Origin of the sequence: Paenibacillus sp. FSL P4-0338, from assembly GCF_038002365.1 — a bacterium.
In the GTDB taxonomy this organism is placed as follows: Bacteria; Bacillota; Bacilli; order Paenibacillales; family Paenibacillaceae; genus Paenibacillus_AQ.
Genome location: NZ_JBBOCG010000001.1, coordinates 1,081,778 through 1,099,962 on the forward strand (window position 1 = coordinate 1,081,778; position 18,185 = coordinate 1,099,962).

Here is an 18,185-nt window from a genome sequence, read left to right on the forward strand (position 1 = left end):
AAATAGAAAGCAGTAATTCGGTAAAAAATAGACAGATAGAATAACATCTATAAATAACTAGACAAATATAATTAAAGTCTATATATTAGTAAACATATTAGATACATATCTATTTAGTCTATTTTGAATAATGGAGGATGTTAACGTGTTAAGTAACAAGTATGTACGGACTATTATGCTGTCGAATGTACTATTGCAGCTCGGGGTGTGGGTGCGGAATTTTGCGATTCTGCTGTATGTGACGGAGATTACGCAGAATGATCCTTATTATGTCTCGCTCATTTCGGTGGCTGAATACGGCCCGCTCTTTCTGTTCGCGATCATCGGAGGAACCTTCGCAGACCGCTGGCGGCCCAAAAGGACCATGATTGTTAGCGATCTGTTGTCCGCTTGCTCAATCTTTGTTGTGCTGCTGGTGGTCATGTCAGGCTCATGGCGGGCCCTGTTGTTCGCAACGCTGGTGTCGGCTATCCTGTCCCAGTTCTCACAGCCCTCGGCGATGAAGCTGCTCAAGCAGCATGTGCCTGAAGAGAAGTTGCAAAGTGTAATGGCTATGTTTCAGTCGCTTACGGCGTTCTTCATGGTCATTGGTCCGGTTATCGGCACCTTCATCTATAGTCATTACGGCATTGAGGCCTCACTTGCTGTGATGGGCGGGATGTTCATCGGCTCGGCGCTCATTCTGGTCAAGCTGCCCGCTGACCGGATGGAGGAGACCGGACAGGCCCGCAGCGGGTTCCTGACGGAGATGCTATCCGGACTGAATTATGTGCGTGCAAGCCGGGTGCTGAAGAACCTTGGAGTAACCTTTGCCTTCGCCGGGCTTGCCGCCGGACTGGTTCAGCCGCTGGGCGTCTTCATCATTATGGAGAATCTGGGCAGAGACAAAGGCTTCCTGCAGTGGGTAATGATGGCGAATGGAGCGGCGATGCTGCTGGGCGGAATGTTTATTATGAGTAAAGGCAAAACTATGAAGCCGCAGACAATGTTATCCCTAGGCCTGCTGATCAGTGCGGCCGCAACGGTAGGAGTAGGCTGGTCGCATCATACAGCGCTGACGCTGGCGCTCCAGACGGTTAGCGGCTTCTTTTACCCTTGTATTCATATCGGTATCAATACTCTGTTGCTCCGTCATACGGACACTGCTTATATGGGCAGGGTGGGCGGCATTATGGGGCCGATGTTCATGGGCTTCATGGTGATCGGAATGTCTGTAGCCGGCTATGCAAAAGGTATACTCTCCTTATCCACAGTCTTCACAGGGAGCAGCGTACTCTTCATGATTGCGGTGCTGATTATGCTGCCGCTGCTCAGAACGAAGGAGGCGGGCAGAGAAGCACTTCAGAGCCGAGTATGACATTTGTCATATATCAGAGTTGATATTTATGACTTACGGGGATGACACTTCTTTCTTTATACTGTAAATATAAGAAGTATCCTTGAATGGATGCATCCGAGGAGGAACCGATCCCGATGACCAACAACCAGATACCCCAGCTCTCTACATTGAAGAAAAGCGTAGCCCCTTACGAGAAAACAGACCGCAACACGAGCATAAAACAGCTCATTAATACGCTTGGGCCGCTGGTGCTGCTCTGGACTGCCGCCTACTTCAGCTTATCCGTGTCCTACTGGCTGACGCTGCTGTTCGCTATTCCGGCTGCAGGCTTTGTCATCCGCACCTTTATTATTTTTCATGACTGCTGCCATGGGTCGTTCTTCAAGAACCGTAAGGCCAATGATATTCTTGGCACCATCACAGGCGTGCTTACCTTGGTCCCTTACCGTCAGTGGAAGCACAGTCATTCGATTCATCATGCCGGGAGCAGCAATCTCGACAAAAGAGGCATCGGGGATATCTGGATCATGACAGTGGATGAATATGTGGCTGCCAAGCCGCTCACGCGGCTCTATTATCGTATCTACCGTAACCCGCTGGTAATGTTCGTCATCGGACCGATTGCTGTTTTCCTTATCCAGTACCGGTTCAATGCCAAAGGCGCAAGACGCAAGGAACGGATGAATACGTATCTGACCAATGTGTCCATTGTCGGTTTGTACGCCGGGATTATTATGCTCATAGGCTGGCAGGCGTTCCTGCTGGTGCAGCTGCCAATCGTATTCGTATCCGGCTTCCTCGGCATCTGGCTCTTCTATGTACAGCACCAGTTTGAACATACCTATTTCGAGCATGATGAAGAGTGGAGCTATGTGAACGCCGCTGTAGAAGGAAGCTCTTACTATAAGCTGCCGAAGGTACTGCAATGGATTACCGGCAATATCGGATTTCACCATGTGCATCACTTGAGCCCGAAGGTGCCGAATTACAATCTGGAATTGGCCCACAATGCCAGCCCGCCCTTGCAAAAGGCAACCACCATTACACTCAGCACCAGTCTTGAAGCGCTGAAATACCGCCTTTGGGATGAGGAGCATAAGGTATTCCTCAGCTTCAAGCAGTTGAAGCAGCGGCTGCGCCAGAACGAGCCTGCCGTCACAGATGTCCTTAAGGTAATCAAGCCGGGATTCCAGAGCGAATAGAAGCGATAACATGATAACATGCAGAAAGACAGATCCGGGGAGCAGGATGCCGGGTCTGGTCTTTCTTTTTAGAATATACACAGGTTACTGTGAAGGAAGTTGCCGGTCGTAGGCTGGTTTATGTTAAAATGGGGGTATAAACTTGCTGGCAAAAAGGATGGCTAACATGCAGAAGTGGCATCATATTTTTCATAAAAGCACGGGACTGAGCCCTTATGTATGGGTTGTTTTTTACATTCTCCCATTTTATTTCATCTTCCGTTCCTCCACGGCGGACCGCTGGGTGTATGGCATCCTGATGATTATGGTCTTCTTCGGCTGCTACGTGCTGTCGTTTAAGTCGAGGGGTTGGGTGGTCTATTTCTGGACCAGTGTGCAGATGGTGGTCTCGATTACGATGACGCTGCTGTTCGGGTATATGTACTTTGCGTTATTTCTGGCTTTTTTTATCGGGAATATTCAGAAAAGAGCAGCCTTCTTCACCCTATATCCGATCCATCTGCTGACGACTATTGTAGCGATTAACTATGAGCTGATTATGCGCAATCCTGTATTCCTCTCGCAGCTTCCCTTCGTGCTGGTCAGTATCATTGCGGTGGTACTGCTTCCGGTCACAACGTATAACCGCAACAGGCAGGATAAGCTGCAGGGGCAGCTGGAGGATGCCAACAAACGGATCTCTGAGCTGGGCATTATGGAGGAGCGTCAGCGGATCTCCCGTGATTTACATGATACGCTGGGGCAGCGACTGTCGCTGATTGGACTGAAGAGTGACCTCGCGGGCAAGCTGATTACCAAGAATCCGGCGCAGGCTATCATCGAAATTAACGATGTCCGTATGACGGCCCGCAGTGCGCTGAAGGAAGTCCGCGAGATGATTACGCAGATGCGGGGCATCCGGCTGGAGGATGAACTGGTGCGGGTCCGCCAGCTCCTTCAGGCTGCCGGGATTGATTATGAGCTGGAAGGTAACACCGATTTAACCCAGACCTCGCTGATTACCGAGAACGTGCTGAGCATGTGTATGAAGGAGGCGGTAACGAATGTGGTCAAGCATAGCGGGGCCTCACTCTGCCGGATTCAGATTGAATCCTCGAGGACCGATCTGCTCATCAAGGTGAAGGACAATGGCGGAGGAATTGAGGGGACCAAGCTATATCATAAAGGGCATGGCCTGCAGGGTATGAGGGAGAGGCTGGAGTTCGTCAACGGTTCGATGGAAGTGATCCAGGATGAAGGAACTACACTGGTGATTAAGGTGCCGAATGCGTCGCAGCAGCCAGACATGGAGGTGAATGCGCAATGATATCAATCGTGATAGCCGAAGACCAGCGGATGCTGCTGGGAGCACTATCGGCTCTGCTGGACCTGGAGGAAGATATGCGGGTGGTCGGTAAGGCGGGCAACGGGGAAGAAGCCGTGAAGCTGGTGAAGCAACTGCATCCGGATATCTGTATTATGGACATTGAAATGCCCGCCATGACGGGTCTGGAAGCGGCAGAAGCGCTGAAGGGGGAAAGCTGCAAAATCATGATTTTGACCACCTTTGCCCGGGCAGGGTATTTCGAGCGTGCGGTCAAGGCCGGAGTCGACGCCTATCTGCTTAAGGACAGTCCGAGCGAAGAGCTGGCGCTGTCGATCCGCAGTGTCATGGACGGCAAGCGCATGTACGCGCCAGAGCTGATGGATGAGGCTTACAGCAAGGAAGCAAATCCGCTGACCGAGCGGGAGAAGGAAGTGCTGGGGCTCATCGCAGACGGCAAGAATACGAAAGAGATCGCCAGCCAGCTCTATATCACCACCGGAACGGTCCGCAACTATATCTCGGTCATTCTGGACAAGCTGGATGTAGGCAACCGGATCGAGGCGATTACACGCTTTAAGGAGAAAGGCTGGTTCAAATAAAATATCCCTGCGGGGAAGCAGGAACGGCGGCTGTCTTATGAGGGCTGGCCGTTTTTTTTGTTCAAATATAAGAATTTATATGTTGCACACAATAAATTATCCTTCTATTTCTCGCTGAAACGGTACCGTCCTTTAAAAGGACGGCAATGCTGTTTCCACTTGGAATATAGAGTGTACATATATCGCTTAGAACAGAGCTTGACTAGAAGTGAATCTAGGACCTATCACCCATTTTCTATCTGAAAGCGGTTACTCTATTGGATCGGACGCCAAGATTTGTTAATATAAATGCAAACATGTGATCTTATTTGTAGTCGTTTTGTGATGATATTTGTAGTCGTTTTATGTGAAGTTGGGTAATGAATACTTGTGCCCCGTATGCACGTTTATTCATTCTGCTTACATCCTAATTCAGCCGGGAGGAATCTAATTTGCCAGAGCTAACATCCACGTACGTCGATTCACTTGCACCTAATGCTGCTGCGATCAAGAACGGCCAGGGGCTGGTCCGCAAGAAGAGCTTTGTGGAGCTCCATCAGTCGGAGAACGGAGAACTATTGTTCGGAAAATGTGCCGGAAGCGGCAAAACGCCCTATGAGTGCTCAGTGGACTTCATCGCACCAGACAGCCCGGTCTTCCGCTGCAGCTGCCCCAGCCGCCAATTCCCCTGCAAGCACGCATTAGGTCTGCTCTATGCCTACACCGAAGGCCAGACGTTCACGCCTGCCCCGGTTCCTGAAGACATTGCATCGAAGCGCGAGAAGGCGGAGAAGCGGGAAGAGAACAAGGTGAAGCAGGCGGCAGAAGGGGCAGACCCCAAGCCGAAGAAGGTTAACAAATCCGCCCTGAAGAAAAAAATCAACGCACAGCTCGAAGGGCTTGATCTGCTGGAGAAGCTGGTGCTCTCCTTCGTACGCAGTGGCCTGTCCACGATTGACAAGTCTGCGGCCAAGACGCTTCAGGGGCATGTGAAGGAGCTCGGGAACTATTATCTGTCCGGGGCCCAGATCGAGCTGCGCCGCTTCGCGAATCTGATGTCCAGCGGCAAGGATCAGGAGCAGAACTATACATATGCGGTGGAGCAGCTGACACGGCTACACGCATTTATCAAGAAGGGCCGGGCGTATCTCCAGGCCCGGAGCGAGGACCCGGAGCTTGCGCTCGATCACGAATCCACTATTGATGAATGGCTGGGCCATGCTTGGCAGCTTAGCGAGCTGAAGGAATATGGTCTGGTGAAGGAGGGGGCGGAGCTGCTGCAGTTATCCTTCTACAGCTACAACGATGCTGCCCGCCAGGAGTTCGTAGACCTTGGCTTTTGGCTGGATCTCTCTGCGGAAGGCGGTGAGATCCGCCGGACCTTTAACTACCGCCCATACAAGGCGGCGAAGCTGATGCGCGAGGAAGACAGCTTCTTCGACATTGCCGTGGTTCCTCAGCTGTACACCTATCCAGGGGACATGAATGCCCGTATCCGGTACGAGTCCATGTCTTCAAGACCGGTGCAGGGTACTGATCTTGAGCGGGCGGCCGCCATGGCTCACCGTTCTTATTCAGAAGTCTTCAAGAAGGTGAAGAACCAGATCAAGAACCCGCTGAGCGACAAGCAGCCGGTCATGCTGCTGCATGCATCATCTCTGGGCGTTACTGAGAACGGCCAGTATGTCCTGACCGACGGGGAAGGAACACGGCTGCTCCTGGAGGATATCCCATCGGTCCCGCAGGGCACAGTAGGGCTGCTGCCATTCCTTCCGGCGGGAGCCCGCGAGGACTGCACGGTTCTGGTCATGTTCGAGCATGACCTGGACCAGGGACGTCTGCGTGCCCAGCCGCTTAGTGTTCTTATGGACGAAGAGGTCATTCGACTGCTGTACTGACAGGAGGCGTGTCTATGAGCACAGCGTTACTACAGGAGCTTCATCAGGAGTATAGAAGATTGTACATTGCCGGAAGCGAGCTGGCAGCGGGAGATTTCCGCCTGAACCGGCTGCTTCCGCAGGTTCAGCAGTTCGGTGAGCGGTCACCGGTCTTCAAGAGACTCGGTGAAGGCATTGCAGCGTTGCTTGAACCCGGCAGTCCTGACGGGCCTGCCCCCAGCGTTCTATTGCAGGAGCAGACTCTGCTGCTGGAGTCCGTGCTGTACACCCAAGGGACAACAGCTGTGGAAGGAACCCCAGGCCCTCTGCCCGTGTGGGGCTTCGCGCTTCAGACTGCTCAGCCTTACCGGAAGCTGGCGCCTGTGCTGGAGGCACTCAGCACGACGGGCAGCGGCAGATATGAGATCGTGGTCGATGCCTTCCAGAAAGGCGTCTTCGGGGATCTGCGTCTGCTGCTGCTGGCGGTCTCAGCGCTGAATGATCCGTATTCGGAACTGGCGGACTATGTGAAGGAGCATATTCTTCCTTCGTATGGGCCGGAGATTAGCGGCTACCTGCTGGAGAGCTTCAATCCGGCAGGCGAGCGGAGCGAGGCGCGCAAGCTGGAGGTCATCGCCAAGGCAGGTGCCGCCAGGCATCTGGATACGGTCTTCCAGGCTGCAGAGAGCGGCAGCGATGAGGTCAGGGTTGCTGCTATCGCTTGCTTGGCAGGGGATGAGCAATATACAGCCGCTTTGCTGGAATGGTCGGCTGACAAGAAGAAGGCGATTCGTGAAGCAGCGTACACGGCGCTGGCGGCCGGCGCGAGTGAACTGGGAGCGGAGCGGCTCTACGAAGCCTTCTGTGCGGGGAAGGACCGTGAGATAGTTGCCGAGGTGCTTGCGAACCTGCCTGCTGCGCTGGCCGCGGAGAAGCTGGCCGACCTGTTCATGGTGAAGCTCCGCCAGGCCCCGCAGAATAATGGAGACCCGCAGCAGACGGAAGCTGTCTGGGCGGAGATCCAGCAGTACATGAGGGCGCTGTTTAGTGCCCGGAGCAGCAAGCTTGATGAAATCTACAGTTATGTAATCAGCGAATATGACCGCTTCCAGTCGCTGGGATGGAAGCAGCTTATCATTCAGGCAGTGCGGCACAAGGAGTGGACAGTAACAGATTCCAGCCTCAGGGAGCTGCAGTTATTGGCGGAGCGTGACTACAACTATCTGCTGTATTATTTCCGGGCGGCCCGTAAAATGATGATTCCGCAGGAGCTGTATAACCAGTTCGCCGGGGGATTGAAGCAAAGGCTGCTCTCCTTCATGAAGAAGGATACCGCGCAGCGGGAACAGTTTCTGATCGACATCCTGGACCGGGTGATTATTAACCCTAAGCCACGGTACTACTACAAGGCTGAGGATACCTTCGATCGAATGAGCGCTGAGGAGATTGAAGCCGCCTGGGACCCGCGCTGGCTCGACTGGTTTATCCAGCGGGATGCACTTAATCTGGTCTGCACTTTCGCCCGGCCGGGACATAAGGGAGTGCGGGAATATCTGCTGAAGAAGCTGAAGGTGCCTCCGCAGCCCAGAGATGACGAGGTTCTTCCTAACATCTTCATTGGACTTGAACGTGCAGGAGTTCCTGAGCCGGGACGCCTGGAGCTGCTTATGTCTGCACTGGAGAGCGGCAGATTCGATCAGACGAACCAGTTCAGCAATTCGCTGACCCGCCTGATGGAGCGGTTGCCGGCTGGATACCGTTCCCGGCTGGAAGCTGCGGCGCCAAGGTACACGTTCGTGGCCAAGCGGCAACTGGAGCACCTGATCAGTATCATGAACGAATTAAATTCACTTAGGGAGGACAATCCATGAGCACAGCGTTATTGCAGGAGCTGCATCAGGAATACAGAAGACTGTATATTGCCGGAAGTGAGCTGGCGGCCGGAGATTTCCGTCTGAAGCGGCTGCTTCCGCAATTTCAGCAGCTAGGCGAGCGGTCACCGGTCTTTAAGAAGCTAGGCGAGGGAATCACTGCACTGATTGAACCGGGTAGTCTGGACGGTCCTGCCCCGGGTATTCAGTTGCAGGAGAATACCCTGCTGCTGGAGTCCGTGCTGTACACCCAGGGAACGACAACCGTGGATGGGACGCCCGGACTCTTGCCGGTCCGGAAGTTCACTCTTCAGACGAATCAGACTTACCGGAAGCTTGCGCCTGTGATTGAAGCGCTCACCACTACCGGAAGCGGCAGATATGAGATTGTATTGGATGCCTATAAGGAAGGAGTCTTTCAGGATCTGCGTCTGCTGCCGCTGGCTGTCTCAGCGCTGAACGACCCGTATTCGGAGCTGGCAGAATATGCGAAGAATCATATTCTGCCTTCTTATGGGCCGGAGATCGCCGGATACCTGCTGGAGAGCTTCAACCCGGCAGGGGGGCGAAGCGAGGTCCGCAAGCTGGAGGTCATTGCCCAAGCAGGCGCTTCCAGTCACCTGGACGTTATTGTTCAAGCAGCCGAGAACGGTAGTGATGAGATCCGGGCAGCGGCCATGAAGTGTCTGGGAGAGTATGGGGAATATACAGCACTCCTGCTGGAGTGGTCTGCCGACAAAAAGAAAATCATCCGTGAAGCCGCCTACACAGCGCTGGCGGCGGGTGGAACGGCACAGGGAGCAGAGCGGCTCATTGAGGTGTTCCTCCAGAAGAAGGACCGTGAGATGTTAGCCGCAGTGCTGGCGTATGGGGCTCCTGCAGAGGTCTATGCGAGGCTTACGGCATTATTCATGGATGAGCTTACGGCCGCACCGGAGACGAGTGCCGATAAGAAAATCACCGAGAAGGCCTGGGATGAGCTGGCTCCCTTCATGGCGGCTCTCCGCCAGGCAAAGAGTGCGGAACTGGATGCCATTTATAGCTATGTTCTTAAGGAGTATAACCGTTATACTTCCCTCGGCTGGATTCATCTGATTGACCAGGCGGCCTGGTACAAGCAGGAATCAGCGGATAACGCCGCGCTGGAAGAGCTCGCAGAGCTGGCGCAGCGCAGCGTGCGGTATCTGCCGAATTATTTCCATGCGGCCAAGCGGAGAGTCAGCCCGCAGGAGATGTTCGACCGGTTCGCTGGAACCCTCACGGAGACCAAGCTGATCGGGCAGACGGCCAAGCAGGCGGCTCAGCGCTCGCAATTGCTGATCCATACGATCGAGGAGCAGGCAGTGGACCTGTACTGGGACTATGAGGTGCGTTGGGATGCCTCGGGCGTCAGACAATATAACAGGCGGATCATGTCGGCTGAAGAGGTTGCTGCGGAATGGGACCCGCGCTGGCTGGAATGGTCCATCAAGCAGGATGCCATGAATCTGGCCTGTGTCTTCGCCCGGCCCGGACATCAGGGAGTGCAGAATTACCTGCGGGGCAAGCTGGAAGGTACGCTCAAACGGTACACGTATGACCGTCTCGCGAATATTTTTAAAGGACTGGAGAGGGCAGAACTGCCTGAGACGGAGCGGCTGGAGCTGCTGATCTCTGCGCTCGAAGAGAACAACGTACGCAATTTGTATACCTTTGACCACTACTTGTTCGAGATGATGGAGCGCTTCCCTGCCAGCTATGTGGACCGGGTGAAGGAGATCGCCCCCCGGTTCAAATATGAATCCAAGCGCCAGCTGGAATATATACTGGACCAGCTAGTAAGTAAGCAGTAAAGTCTGCAATATACTTAGTGTCACCGGCACGGAAGAGATTGTCCCGGATGGACGGGGATATATAAAGGAGAGGTGTACATGTCAACAGAACAAGGTCAGCTTCAGGATTACATGCGTCTGCCGGCTGAAATCCTGTATCGTGAGGAGCTGGAAGCTCTACGCAAGGAGGATAGCGGACGTATTCCTGCCGGCTGGCAGATGTCCCCGCGCTCAGTCCTCACCTTCATTACTGGCGGCAAGGCGGGCAAGACCGTGATTACCCCGAAATATATCGGCAACACCCGGCTGATCGAGATGGCCGTTGCCACACTGGTCACTGACCGGGCGCTGCTGCTGATCGGGGAGCCGGGCACCGCGAAATCCTGGCTGTCCGAGAATCTGGCAGCGGCGATCTACGGCAACTCAGGCATGGTAGTGCAGGGGACTGCGGGAACAAGCGAAGAGCATGTGCGCTATTCCTGGAACTACGCCATGCTCCTGGCGAATGGTCCGACGCCGGAGGCGCTGGTCAAGAGCCCGATTATGCGGGCGATGGAGGACGGTGGTATTGCCCGGTTTGAAGAAATCTCCCGCTGTGCCTCCGAGGTACAGGACGCGCTGATCTCGATTCTGTCGGAGAAGACGATCTCCGTGCCGGAGCTGGGCAAGGAGACCAGTGCCCGCAAGGGCTTTTCGATTATAGCCACTGCTAATACGCGGGACCGCGGAGTCAATGAGATGTCCGCTGCCCTGAAGCGGCGCTTCAATATCATTGTGCTGCCTGCGCCATCGGACCTTGAGACGGAGCTGTCGATTGTGAAGAAGCGTGTGGGTGAGATCGCCTCCTCCTATGAGCTGCAGGCTGCTGTTCCGGCAGATGAAGCGCTGCTGAAGGTGGTCACCATCTTCCGCGAGCTGCGCAGCGGCATGACCCTCGACAAGAAGGAGAAGGTGAAGACTCCAGCCGGTGTAATCTCCACGGCAGAAGCGATCTCCCTGCTGACGAACAGCATGGCACTGGCGGCAAGCTTCGGGAGCGGAGAACTGACCGACGAGGATCTGGCAGCGGGACTCCAAGGGGCGATCGTCAAGGATGACGACAAGGATAAGCTGGTGTGGAAGGAATATCTGGATAATGTAATGAAGAAAAAAGGAGCGGACTGGCGCGGACTCTATCAAGCCTGCAAGGAGATGAACGAGTGAGCAGGGCAGCGGTTGCCGGTGTTCATGTCTTCGGAGTCCGGCATCTGTCTCCGGGCGGTGCCAGACATGTCCTGGAATATTTGAACGAGCTGCAGCCGACCGCCGTGCTGATTGAGGGGCCGAGTGATGCAAGCGGAGAGATCCGTCATTTAACCCATGCGGTAACAAAGCCGCCGGTAGCTATTCTGGCCTTCACCGAGGATCTCCCCGTGCGGACGGTGCTCTGGCCGTTCGCTGTGTATTCCCCGGAATATCAGGGGATGAAATGGGCGCAGGAGCATGGAGCACAGGCAGAGTTCATCGACCTGCCTTCTTCTGTAACATTGGGGCTGCAGGATGCGTTACGGCAGGATGCCGGCGGACGCCCGGAGCTGAAGCCTGTGGCTGAGGAACAGGGGGAACCGACGGAAGAGGAAGTCCGTGAGCCGGAGTCCGTATACAGCCGGATTGCCCGGCTCGCCGGTGAGCATGACTATGATATGTACTGGGAGCGTAATTACGAGCATAACGCCAGCAGCGGTGCCTACCGGGCCGCGATACTGGCCTTCTCAGGACAGATGCGGGAGCTGTCGGAGTCCACGGAGCGCGCAGAGCAGCCGCGGGAATATGCATATAACGCATTGCGAGAATCTTATATGCGGCGGCAGATTCAGCTCAAGATTGACGAAGGGCATCTGCCGGAGAAGATTGTTGTGATCTGCGGTGCATACCACGCCGCCGCGCTGGCCGATCTCTCGGAGGGGATGAGCGATGCGGAGCTGGCGTCATTGCCTGCACGCTCTACCAAGCTGACGCTGATGCCTTATTCCTACTATAAGCTCTCTACCATGTCTGGCTACGGTGCGGGTAATGCGGCTCCGCACTACTTCCAGATGATGTGGGAGCTGATGGCCTCCGGCCGCTCTGAGGAGCTGCCCCATCTCTATCTCTCCTCTGTGGCCCGGATGGTGCGCAGAGCAGGGACGCACCGCTCCACGGCTGAAGTCATTGAAGCGGTGCGGCTCGCGGAGTCGCTGGCTGCGCTGCACGGCGGAAGCGCGCCTACGCTGCGTGATCTGCGGGATGCCGCGCAGACCTTGCTCGGGCATGGGGATCTGGCTGTTATCGCTGATTCGCTGGCCCGGGTCGATGTTGGCACGAACATCGGAAGGCTGGCCGACGGCGTCAGCCAGACGCCGATTCAGGATGACCTGAACCGGCTGCTGAAGCGCTACAAGCTGGAGAAGTACAGATCGACCGTAGCCAGCGACCTGACGCTGGATCTGCGTGAGAACCGCCGGGTGTCAAGCAGTGAAGCGGCTTATCTCGATCTGCACCGCTCTGTGCTGTTCCACCGGCTGGAGCTGCTCGGTATCCACTTCGCCCGGAATGTGCCGAGCGGCCAGTCCGGGGCGACCTGGGCGGAGCACTGGATACTCCAGTGGGCGCCGGAGGTAGAGATTGAGATTGTGGAGTCTACCCTGCTGGGGGAGACCATTGAAGTGGCGGCAGCCTATGTGCTGCGAGAGAAGCTGCTGGAATGCAGCTCCATCTCTGAGGCATCTGCGCTGATTGTCACCGCCTGCGAATGTGCCATGACCACGCAGATGGAGGAGAGCAGCCGCGTACTGCAGCGCCTAGCGGTAGACAGCCGGGATGTTGTCTCGATTGCCACGGCAGCCAGGGAGCTGGCCAAGATCATCGGCTATGGCGACATCCGCAAGGTGGATACGGCCCCGTTCATACCGCTGCTGGAGGAGCTGTTCCGCCGGGGCTGCCTGTTCCTGCTGGATGCCAGCGGCTGCAATGATGAAGCAGCAGCGCTGATGATCGGCGCAATGAATGATCTGAACAACATCTCGCAGGAGCATAGCGAGATTGCAGATACGGCCCTGTGGCTGCAGGAGCTGCTGCAGCTGGCGCAGCGGGATGACCGCAACCCGCGGCTGTCGGGCTTCGCCTGCGCGATCCTGATGGAGCGTGGAGCCATTCCTGCCGGGGAGGTTGCGGCGGAGGTGTCGCGCCGCTTGTCTCCAGGAATACCGGCGGACCTCGGGGCAGGCTGGTTCGAAGGGCTGTCCATGCGTAACCGCTATGGGCTGCTGTCGCGGATGAGCCTGTGGGAACAGCTGAATGACTATATCAACGCCTTGGAGGATGAGGAATTCAAGCGTGCGCTGGTCTTCCTGCGCCGGGCGTTCAGCACCTTCTCCCCGCGTGAGAAGACGATGATCGCCGAGCTGCTGGGTGAGCTGTGGGGCGTGAACACAGAGCAGGCCGCCGAGATTCTGACAGGAGAACTGAAGGAGGAGGAAGCCAAAATGCTGGATGATCTGAATGATTTTGACTTCGGGGATCTGTAGATGGGTGATGAAGAGCTGAAGGAGGAGAACCAGAACAGCGCCCTTACACGCTGGCGGCTGATTCTGGGGCAGGACGCGGAAGAGGCCTTGCCCGGCTTCGGCCCGGGCAGCGGCCGGATCTTGAGCGAGGAAGAGCTGATTATGGATGCCGCGCTGGCGGCTATATACAATGAGACAGGTGCAGGCAAGGCAGAAGGGAGTGCCGCTGCCGCATCGAAGGGCAGAGGCGCAGGCTCGGGACATGCCGCAATTAACCTGTCCAAGTGGCTCGGGGATGTGCGGAATTTCTTCCCGGAGGATGTGGTCTCGGTTATTCAGACCGATGCGATGGAGCGTAAGGGCTGGAAGCAGCTGCTCTTCGAACCGGAGCTGCTGGCGGCAGTGAAGCCGGATATCCAGCTGGTCGGTACGCTGCTGGCACTCAAGGGCAAAATCCCGGAGAAAACCAAAGATACCGCCAGAATGCTCGTTCAGGCGCTCGTGGATGAGCTGGTCAAGCTGCTGGAGACCGATATCCGCCGTGCGGTTACCGGAGCCCTCAACAAGCGGCAGCATTCCCCGCTGCCTTCGCTCAGCGGGCTGGACTGGAAACGGACGATTGAACGCAATCTGAAGCACTACGATGCGGAGCGGCGGATGATAATCCCCGAACGCTTCTTCTATTTCGACCGGGCCCGCCGCAGCAAGGAATGGACGGTCATTGTGGATATTGACCAGAGCGGCTCGATGGCCAGCTCGGTGATCTGGGCGTCGGTGATCGGCTCGATCTTCGCCAGTATCCCTGCGCTGAACACGCGTGTCGTTGCTTTTGACACCGAGGTGGTAGACTTGACAGAGCAGTGTGCGAATGATCCTGTTGACATGCTCTTCGGCATCCAGCTCGGGGGCGGCACGGATATTCATAAGTCGGTGAAGTATTGCGAGCAGTTCATCGAGGAGCCGAAGAAGACATTGTTCATTATCGTATCGGACCTGTATGAGAACGGCAATCAGGCCGGACTGGTCCGGCGGATGCGTGAGCTGCGGGAATCCGGGGTGCGGACGATGACGCTCTTGGCTCTCTCCGATGAAGGCAAGCCTTCCTATGATGAACGGCTGGCCGCCCAGCTCACCCGTGATGGAACGCCTTGCTTCGCCTGTACTCCGGCACTGCTGCCTGTCCTGGTGGAGGGGGCGCTGAAGGGTCAGGAGCTGGGTGAGCTGGCGAAGCGGCTCGGGATGACGCGATAATTTCATTAGAAGAGGAAACACTTACTTTATAATCACATATTGTGTAACATGCCGCTATCCTTTATAATCGGTTATTAAAAAGCGCTTTTCGCTAGGCGCTGCTTGAAAGGAAATGAATTTCTTATGTCGAGTAAGCTCAGAGCGGGTATTGTTGGCGGTACCGGTATGGTCGGCCAGCGTTTCATTGCACTTTTGGAGAATCATCCATGGTTTCAGGTAACAGCGATTGCGGCGAGCGCGAATTCAGCCGGCAAGTCCTATGAGGAGTCTGTTCAAGGCAGATGGAAGCTATCCACTCCTATGCCCGAAGCCGTCAAAGGCATTATGGTTCAAGACGCCTCCAAGGTGGAGGAAGTGGCTGCGGATGTGGATCTGATCTTCTGCGCCGTAGATATGAAGAAGGAAGAGATCAAGGCGCTGGAAGAAGCTTATGCGCGTACCGGAACTCCGGTGATCTCCAACAACTCGGCACACCGCTGGACACCGGATGTTCCGATGGTGATTCCCGAGATCAACCCGGAGCATCTGGAGGTCATCGCCCAGCAGCGCAAGCGTCTGGGGACGGAGACCGGCTTCATCGCCGTGAAACCGAACTGTTCCATTCAGAGCTATATGCCTACCCTGAATGCACTTCATGAGTTCAAGCCTTCTAAGGTAGTTGTAACTACTTATCAGGCAATTTCAGGTGCCGGCAAGACCTTCGCGGATTGGCCAGATATGCTGGATAACGTGATTCCATACATCGGCGGAGAAGAAGAGAAGAGCGAGCAGGAGCCGCTGCGGATCTGGGGTAAGGTAACTAGTGAGGGGATTGTCCCAAGCACGCAGCCGGTAATCACCACACAGTGTATTCGTGTGCCTGTTGCTGACGGCCATATGGCGGCAGTCTTCGCCTCCTTTGAGCAGAAGCCTTCCCGCGAAGAGATTCTGGAACGCTGGAACAGCTTCCAGGGGCGTCCGCAGCAGCTCGGTCTGCCGAGCGCGCCTAAGCAGTTCATCACGTATTTTGAGGAAGAGAACCGCCCGCAGACTCGTCTGGACCGTGACATTGAGAATGGCATGGGTATCTCCGCAGGTCGTCTGCGCGAGGATTCACTGTACGATTACAAATTCGTCAGCTTGTCCCACAATACGGTAAGAGGCGCTGCCGGAGGTGCGGTACTGATCGCTGAATTACTGAAGGCCGAAGGATATATTCAGCCTAAATAAGCCATTCTATGCTCTTGGATGGATACCCGTTACGCAGCCTGCCGGAGGCTCCTTCGCGCAGGCTGTTTGCAGTTGGACCTGACAATCCGTCCGAAATAATGGTAAGATAGAGTAATGTACGGCGAAAACTGAATATTGACGGAGTGATATTGTGGCAAAAAGTAAAGGCGGCGGTACAGGCAGAGGAACAGGCAGCAAGGGCTGGACCCGCTGGAATAAGACAGCAAAACCCGTGAAGCCGGCCAAAAGCGGCCCTCCCGGAAGTCCAGGCGCTAAAGGGGCCAAACCAGTCAAGCCAGCTAAGAGTGGCAGCGGCAGCAGCAAAACCGGAGGCGCTAAATAAGCGGACATCTGCCCATTGATAATTACCAAATATAAGGGTTATAGGTTGGAGCAACATCTGATTTGTATGTGAATCAGGTGTTCTTTCATATGTAGGACCTGAAAGCGGGCACTTCATGAGAATTAATAAATATATCAGTGAGACTGGCGTCTATCCGCGCAGAGAGACGAACCGGCTGATTGCCGCCGGAAGGATCACGATTAACGGGAAGATATGTGCGCCTGGAGCAATGGTGGAGCCTGGAGATACGGTGGCTGTAGACGGAATTACTGTGACTCCAGACCGGGAGGAGCGGGTCTATCTGGCGCTGAACAAGCCGATAGGCATTACCTGTACAGCCGCCCGGCACGTGGAAGGGAATATAGTAGATTATATCAACTATCCATCCCGGATTTTTGCCGTCGGCAGACTGGATAAGCACTCGGAAGGGCTGATTCTCCTGACCAATGACGGGTCGATTGTCAACCGGATGATGCGGTCTGAGCATAGTCATGAGAAGGAGTACCGGGTGAGCGTGGACAAGCCGGTCACGGAAGAGTTTTTGGCGGAGATGTCAGCGGGTGTAGATATTCTGGAGACCCGGACCAAGCCATGCCTCACCCGGCGGATCGCGGATAAGGAGTTCATGATTATTCTGACCCAAGGGCTGAACCTGCAGATCCGCCGGATGTGCAAGGCGCTGGGCTACCGTGTGCTCCGCCTGGAGCGGATACGGATTATGCATATCACGCTCAGCGGTCTGCCGCAAGGGCAGTGGAGACGGCTGACGGAGGAAGAACTGGTGGAGCTCCATGCACAACTGGATGGTTAACCGCAACTCACATACTAAGGTACAGGCTTCCGAAGCTTGCTCTGCGATGGGCATATTAGGAAGCCATGCTACCACGACACGACATTTAGGAGGATCACATGCGGATTATAAGCTTATTGATAGCCTTAGCAATTATAGCGGGTTGCTCAAGAACAGGGGGTGGCGGATCAGTAGAACCGTCCGCAGCGCCAGCCGCTTCCCCGGCAGCGGATCTCTCGGCAGTACCTGGAGGGCATCAGGAGGAAGACACGGCTGACGCAGCGCTGGCGGAAGTGTCACCTGAGATAGCGGATGAGTATTCGGGCTTCGTACATATGGATGCGGTTCAGTTGAACGGGCAGATTTTTCAGGTATATTACTGGAACAAGGGAGAGTTCAACTATACACAGTTCGCCATCGTCAAGGAGGGCAAAATGGTCTTTGACAGCAAGAAGGCCGGGCTTACCCTGGAAGGCGGCGACATTTGGAATGAGGAGGAGCAGCTCTGGGCCGAAGCGGTTGTGCAGAACAACCGGAATACCTTCTTGTTCAGTCTGATGGATAACCGTCCTGCTTACGCGTCTATTGTGGTCGAAGAGATCGACGGAACAATGCAGGTAACGGTTAACGATCTGTTCAGCGTGAATTATGAGGATGTGGATCAGGATGGAAGTGAGGATCTGCTGGCCAGCCCTTATCCGGGGCAATCTCCTCTGGGTCCGGCGCTGATGGGCATCTATCAGCTGGAAGGGACGAATTATGTGCCAGATAAGCTGCTTACCAAGCAATACGCGGTCGATCAGCTTCAGCTCAGTGAGCAGGAGTATAAAAACAATCCGTCCGAGCAGACATTAGAGCAGCTGCTGAACGCCTACCTGATTCTCGGGCGGCGCAGTATCGCGCTGACGCGGTTCGAAGAGTTCCATGAGTGGGCCGGACAGCTTCCCGGTTACGGCGGCTATGTGGATGAATACCAACGGCTGCTGCAGAGCACGGAGACCGCTGAACAAATCAGCGGCTGGATGGACAAGCTGAAGCCGCTGCGTACTACGCGATAGGCCACACTGATCGCGGGCAAGAAGAG

At 55.3% G+C, this 18,185-nt stretch carries 14 protein-coding genes; all 14 read left to right on the top strand.

Translation table 11 applies throughout. The features are described from left to right. The first annotated feature begins 145 nt into the window (after positions 1-145). The 14 genes from MKZ07_RS04680 (at position 146) to MKZ07_RS04745 (ending at position 18,159) form a co-directional block, all read left to right on the top strand. On the top strand, positions 146-1,357 hold the full coding sequence (locus MKZ07_RS04680) for an MFS transporter (RefSeq protein WP_143804179.1): 1,212 nt from the start codon (positions 146-148) through the stop codon (positions 1,355-1,357). 116 nt (positions 1,358-1,473) lie between these two features. Continuing rightward, complete coding sequence (locus MKZ07_RS04685; RefSeq protein ID WP_036694566.1) at positions 1,474-2,541, top strand: fatty acid desaturase; 1,068 nt, start codon at positions 1,474-1,476, stop codon at positions 2,539-2,541. A 166-nt stretch (positions 2,542-2,707) separates the two neighbouring features. Further along, positions 2,708-3,847 carry a sensor histidine kinase gene (locus MKZ07_RS04690; RefSeq protein ID WP_036694412.1) on the top strand — a complete coding sequence of 380 codons (1,140 nt, stop codon included), beginning with the start codon at positions 2,708-2,710 and terminating at the stop codon, positions 3,845-3,847. After that, complete coding sequence (locus MKZ07_RS04695) at positions 3,844-4,446, top strand: response regulator transcription factor (RefSeq protein ID WP_036694411.1); 603 nt, start codon at positions 3,844-3,846, stop codon at positions 4,444-4,446. Before MKZ07_RS04690 ends, MKZ07_RS04695 begins: the two co-directional genes overlap by 4 nt. Positions 4,447-4,877: 431 nt before the next feature. Continuing rightward, positions 4,878-6,323, top strand: coding sequence for an SWIM zinc finger family protein (locus tag MKZ07_RS04700; protein WP_341024774.1), 1,446 nt, complete (start codon positions 4,878-4,880; stop codon positions 6,321-6,323). A 14-nt stretch (positions 6,324-6,337) separates the two neighbouring features. Next, the gene (locus tag MKZ07_RS04705; protein ID WP_341024777.1) at positions 6,338-8,173 is read left to right on the top strand and encodes a HEAT repeat domain-containing protein; all 1,836 of its coding nucleotides are present in this window, start codon (positions 6,338-6,340) and stop codon (positions 8,171-8,173) included. After that, positions 8,170-10,005: a HEAT repeat domain-containing protein gene (locus MKZ07_RS04710; RefSeq protein WP_341024779.1), complete on the top strand. Its 1,836-nt coding sequence runs from the start codon at positions 8,170-8,172 to the stop codon at positions 10,003-10,005. The genes MKZ07_RS04705 and MKZ07_RS04710 overlap by 4 nt, the downstream gene beginning before the upstream one ends. 78 nt (positions 10,006-10,083) lie before the next feature. Continuing rightward, positions 10,084-11,187, top strand: coding sequence for an AAA family ATPase (locus tag MKZ07_RS04715; RefSeq protein WP_036694406.1), 1,104 nt, complete (start codon positions 10,084-10,086; stop codon positions 11,185-11,187). Beyond that, complete coding sequence (locus tag MKZ07_RS04720; RefSeq protein WP_341024783.1) at positions 11,184-13,529, top strand: DUF5682 family protein; 2,346 nt, start codon at positions 11,184-11,186, stop codon at positions 13,527-13,529. The genes MKZ07_RS04715 and MKZ07_RS04720 overlap by 4 nt, the downstream gene beginning before the upstream one ends. After that, complete coding sequence (locus MKZ07_RS04725) at positions 13,530-14,759, top strand: VWA domain-containing protein (RefSeq protein ID WP_036694404.1); 1,230 nt, start codon at positions 13,530-13,532, stop codon at positions 14,757-14,759. Positions 14,760-14,882: 123 nt separating this feature from the next. Further along, positions 14,883-15,968, top strand: coding sequence for an aspartate-semialdehyde dehydrogenase (asd, locus tag MKZ07_RS04730; protein WP_036694403.1), 1,086 nt, complete (start codon positions 14,883-14,885; stop codon positions 15,966-15,968). 148 nt (positions 15,969-16,116) lie between these two features. Then, positions 16,117-16,311, top strand: coding sequence for a DUF3934 family protein (locus MKZ07_RS04735; RefSeq protein WP_036694402.1), 195 nt, complete (start codon positions 16,117-16,119; stop codon positions 16,309-16,311). A gap of 115 nt (positions 16,312-16,426) precedes the next feature. After that, entirely contained in the window at positions 16,427-17,122 is a 696-nt protein-coding gene (locus MKZ07_RS04740; protein WP_036694400.1) for a pseudouridine synthase, read from the top strand. Positions 17,123-17,220: 98 nt separating this feature from the next. After that, entirely contained in the window at positions 17,221-18,159 is a 939-nt protein-coding gene (locus MKZ07_RS04745; protein WP_076154093.1) for a hypothetical protein, read from the top strand. Positions 18,160-18,185 lie beyond the last annotated feature (26 nt).